Origin of the sequence: Streptomyces sp. NPDC006309, assembly GCF_040613095.1 — a bacterium.
Taxonomy (GTDB): Bacteria; Actinomycetota; Actinomycetes; order Streptomycetales; family Streptomycetaceae; genus Streptomyces.
Genome location: NZ_JBEXRO010000061.1, coordinates 1 through 4,535 on the forward strand (window position 1 = coordinate 1; position 4,535 = coordinate 4,535).

Consider the following 4,535-nt stretch of genomic DNA (forward strand, 5'->3'; position numbering starts at 1 on the left):
CGGCAACCACCACTGGCACCGGTCCAACACCTATCGCTACAGCCTGCCCGACTTCTGGTAAGAGAATGGACTCATCCGTGACCAACGCCGAACTCCTGCAAGCCCTTCAGGGCCTGTTCCAGGAGCGCCTGGCGGCCTTCCAGCTCACGCTGGAGCTTGTCGGCCCTGGCGTTGTTGCCCTGGGCGCGCGCCTGCTCGATCTGCTTCCCCAGCTTGTCCACGGCGGCCTGGAGCTGACCCGTCAGTCCCTCGGCACGCGCGCGCGCCTCCGGGTTCGTCCGGCGCCACTCGGCCTCCTCGGCCTCCTGGATCGCCCGCTCGACGGCGTGCATCCGGCCCTCGACCTTCGGCCGCGCGTCCCGCGGGACGTGGCCGATGGCCTCCCAGCGTTCGTTGACCGAACGGAAAGCGGCCCGGGTGGCCTTCAGGTCCTGGATCGGCAGGAGCTTCTCGGCCTCCTCGGCCAGCTCCTCCTTCAGCTTCAGGTTCTCCGACTGCTCCGCGTCCCGTTCGGCGAACACCGAGCTGCGGGCGGCGAAGAAGACGTCCTGGGCGCCGCGGAAGCGGTTCCACAGGTCGTCCTCGTGCTCGCGCTGGGCGCGGCCCGCGGCCTTCCACTCTGCCATCAGCTCGCGGTAACGGGCCGCCGTCGGACCCCAGTCCGCCGAACCCGACAGCGCCTCCGCCTCGGCGACCAGCCGCTCCTTGACGCGGCGGGCCTCCTCGCGCTGCGCGTCCAGCTGCGCGAAGTGCGCCTTGCGCCGCTTGGAGAACGCCGACCGGGCGTGGGAGAAGCGGTGCCACAGTTCGTCGTCGGACTTGCGGTCCAGCCGAGGCAGGCCCTTCCAGGTGTCCACCAGCGCCCGCAGCCGCTCACCGGCGGCCCGCCACTGGTCGGACTGCGCCAGCTCCTCCGCCTCGGTGACCAGCGCCTCCTTGGCGTGGCGGGCCTCGTCGGACTGCTTGGCGCGCTGCGCCTTGCGCTCCTCGCGGCGTGCCTCGACGGTCTCCACCAGCTTGTCCAGCCGCGTGCGCAGGGCGTCCAGGTCACCGACCGCGTGGTGCGCGTCCACCTGCTCGCGCAGGTGGCCGATCGCGGTCTGGGCGTCCTTCGACGACAGGTCGGTGGTCCGCACCCGCTTCTCGAGGAGGCCGATCTCGACAACCAGGCCCTCGTACTTGCGCTCGAAGTAGGCAAGCGCCTCCTCGGGGGAGCCGGCCGCCCAGGAGCCGACGACCTGCTCGCCGTCGGCCGTACGCACGTACACGGTCCCCGTCTCGTCGACGCGTCCCCACGGGTCGCTGCTCACAGCGCCTCCTCCACATGATGCCTGCGGGGAGCCTCAGCACCCCCGGGCATCGTCCACAGTTTCGTCACGGCCAACATAGGCGACCGACGGGCGGCCTGTCCGCATCCAGCGCGACCGAAATCCGGCAGTAGGCCGTCCCGCGCCACCCTGGCCGTCAGGACTTCGTCACCGTCGCCTTGTTGATCACCACGGTGGCGTTCGGGGCGGTGTTGCGGGTGCTCGGGTCGGCCGGCGCGCTACCGGCCGCGGCGATCTTCTTGAGCACCTTCATGCCCTGCTCGGACACCGTGCCGAACGGGGTGTAGCTGGGCGGCAGGGGGGTGTCCTTGTAGACGAGGAAGAACTGGCTGCCGCCGGTGTGCTTCTGTCCGGTGTTGGCCATCGCGACCGTGCCCGCCGGGTAGGTGTTGCCCTTGAGGGCCTTGTCCTTCAGGTTCTCGTCCGGGAGGGTGTAGCCCGGCCCGCCCATCCCGGTGCCCTGGGGGTCGCCGCACTGGAGGACGAAGATCTGCGCGGTGGTGAGCCGGTGGCACCTGGTGTGGTCGAAGTAGCCCTTGCCCGCCAGGAAGTCGAACGAGTTCACCGTGTGCGGGGCCGCCGCCGTCTTCAGCGCGATGCCGATGTCACCGCACGTCGTCGCGAGCTTCATCGTGTACTTCGCCGACGTGTCGATCGTCATCGCCGGCTCCTTCTTCCAGCTGAGCTTCTTCACCGAGCCGGCCGCCGGCTTGGCGCACGGGTCCGGCGCCTTGCTGGTGGGCGTCGCGCTCGGCGTGGTGCCGGCGCTCGCGTTCGTCTTCTTGCCGTCGTCCTTCAGGACCCCGGTCGTGTACAGCGCGACACTGCCGATCACGACCACGCCCAGGACCGACGCGATCACGGAGTTGCGCAGACGGGCCTTGCGCCGCGCCTGGGTACGCCGCTGCTGCTGCCGCAAGAACTTCTCCCGGGCGAGCTGACGCCGCCGCTGCTCCTGGCTGACCACCGGGTTATCTCCTCATGCGTGTCGTGGCGGGCGGTACGCGTGCGTCCTCGTGAGCCGACCGCAGTGTGTAGCCCCGTACCGTATATGGGTTCGCTGAGGAAACGGCAGCGCCGGTAGGCTTCTGACCGCAGCTGAAGCAGCCCGTGACCGACACAACGAAGGACGACCGTGCTCATTGCCGGGTTCCCCGCCGGGGCCTGGGGGACGAACTGTTATCTCGTCGCCCCCGCCGCCGGTGCGGAGTGCGTGATCATCGACCCCGGCCACCAGGCCGCCGAAGGCGTCGCGGACGCGCTGCGCAAGCATCGGCTCAAGCCCGTCGCCGTCGTCCTCACCCACGGCCACATCGACCACGTGGCCTCGGTCGTCCCCGTCTGCGGGGCGCACGACGTACCGGCCTGGATCCACCCCGAGGACCGGTACATGATGAGCGACCCCGAGAAGGCGCTCGGCCGCTCCATCGGTATGCCGCTGATGGGCGAGCTGACCGTGGGGGAGCCGGACGACGTCAGGGAACTGAGCGACGGCGCCACCCTCGAACTGGCGGGCCTCGAGTTCTCCGTCGCGCACGCGCCCGGCCATACCAAGGGGTCGGTGACCTTCCGGATGCCCGAGAGCGCCGACATCCCGTCGGTGTTCTTCTCCGGGGATCTGCTGTTCGCCGGCTCCATCGGACGCACCGACCTGCCGGGCGGATCCATGACGGACATGCTCGAGTCGCTGGCCCGCGTGTGCCTGCCGCTCGACGACTCCACCGTGGTGCTGTCCGGACACGGCCCCCAGACGACCATCGGCCAGGAGCGCGCCACCAACCCCCATCTGCGGCAGGTGGCGGCCGGCCAGGGAGCCTCCCCGGCTCCCCGACGAGGAATGTGACGAGAGACCTTCGGTGAGCACCTTCAAGGCCCCCAGGGGCACCTACGACCTGATCCCGCCCGACTCGGCCCGGTACCTGGCGGTCCGCGAGGCGATCGCCGCCCCGCTGCGCACCGCCGGCTACGGCTACGTCGAGACGCCCGGCTTCGAGAACGTCGAGCTGTTCGCGCGCGGTGTCGGCGAGTCCACGGACATCGTGACCAAGGAGATGTACGCCTTCGAGACCAAGGGCGGAGACCGGCTCGCCCTGCGCCCCGAGGGCACGGCGTCGGTGCTGCGCGCGGCCCTGGAGGCCGGCCTGCACAAGGCGGGCAACCTCCCGGTCAAGCTCTGGTACTCCGGCTCCTACTACCGCTACGAGCGCCCCCAGAAGGGCAGGTACCGGCACTTCTCCCAGGTGGGCGCCGAGGCGCTCGGTGCGGAGGACCCGGCCGTCGACGCCGAGCTGATCATCCTGGCCGACCAGGCGTACCGCTCGCTGGGCCTGCGCGACTTCCGCATCCTGCTGAACAGCCTGGGCGACAAGGAGTGCCGCCCGGTCTACCGGACCGCGTTGCAGGAGTTCCTGTACGGCCTGGACCTGGACGAGGACACGCGCCGCCGCATCGAGATCAACCCCCTGCGGGTCCTCGACGACAAGCGCGAGTCGGTCCAGAAGCAGCTGACGGGCGCCCCGCTGCTGCGTGACTTCCTGTGCGACGCGTGCAAGGCGTACCACGAGGAGGTCCGCGAGCTGATCACCGCCGCGGGCGTCTCCTTCGAGGACGACCCGAAGCTGGTGCGCGGCCTGGACTACTACACGCGCACCACCTTCGAGTTCGTGCACGACGGGCTCGGCTCGCAGTCCGCGGTGGGCGGCGGCGGCCGGTACGACGGCCTGTCCGAGATGATCGGGGGCCCCGCGCTGCCGTCCGTCGGCTGGGCCCTGGGCGTCGATCGCACGGTCCTCGCGCTGGAGGCCGAAGGAGTGCAGCTGGACCTGCCCTCCGCTACCAGCGTCTTCGCGGTCCCGCTCGGCGAGGAGGCCCGCCGGGTGCTGTTCGCCAAGGTCACCGAGTTGCGCAAGGTCGGCATCGCGGCGGACTTCGCGTACGGCGGCAAGGGCCTGAAGGGCGCCATGAAGAACGCCAACCGCTCGGGCGCCCGCTACACGATCGTCGCCGGCGAGCGTGACCTCGCCGAAGGCGTCGTCCAGCTCAAGGACATGGAGTCCGGCGAGCAGACGGCGATCGGCGTCAACGAGATCGTGGCCGAACTGGAGTCCCGGCTCGGCTAGGTTCTGTCCGGCGGATCACGGCCGGAGCCATAAGCGGACCGCTGCGACAGTGACGGTGCCGTGGAAGACGTAGGCCCTCTTGTCGTAG

The 4,535-nt window shown here is 70.3% G+C and carries 4 protein-coding genes; 2 read left to right on the forward strand and 2 right to left on the reverse strand.

Annotated elements, in window-relative coordinates:
- Nucleotides 1-71: 71 nt before the first annotated feature.
- On the reverse strand, nucleotides 72-1,310 hold the full coding sequence (locus tag ABZ117_RS34130) for a DUF349 domain-containing protein (RefSeq protein WP_356826678.1): 1,239 nt from the start codon (nucleotides 1,308-1,310) through the stop codon (nucleotides 72-74).
- Between the two features lie 154 nt (nucleotides 1,311-1,464).
- The gene (locus ABZ117_RS34135; RefSeq protein ID WP_356826680.1) at nucleotides 1,465-2,295 is read right to left on the reverse strand and encodes a peptidylprolyl isomerase; all 831 of its coding nucleotides are present in this window, start codon (nucleotides 2,293-2,295) and stop codon (nucleotides 1,465-1,467) included.
- Nucleotides 2,296-2,463: 168 nt separating this feature from the next.
- On the opposite strand from ABZ117_RS34135, the gene ABZ117_RS34140 reads away from it, so the two are divergent.
- Nucleotides 2,464-3,171 carry an MBL fold metallo-hydrolase gene (locus tag ABZ117_RS34140; protein ID WP_356826682.1) on the forward strand — a complete coding sequence of 236 codons (708 nt, stop codon included), beginning with the start codon at nucleotides 2,464-2,466 and terminating at the stop codon, nucleotides 3,169-3,171.
- A 13-nt stretch (nucleotides 3,172-3,184) separates the two neighbouring features.
- On the forward strand, nucleotides 3,185-4,447 hold the full coding sequence (gene hisS, locus ABZ117_RS34145) for a histidine--tRNA ligase (protein WP_356826684.1): 1,263 nt from the start codon (nucleotides 3,185-3,187) through the stop codon (nucleotides 4,445-4,447).
- Nucleotides 4,448-4,535: the final 88 nt, after the last annotated feature.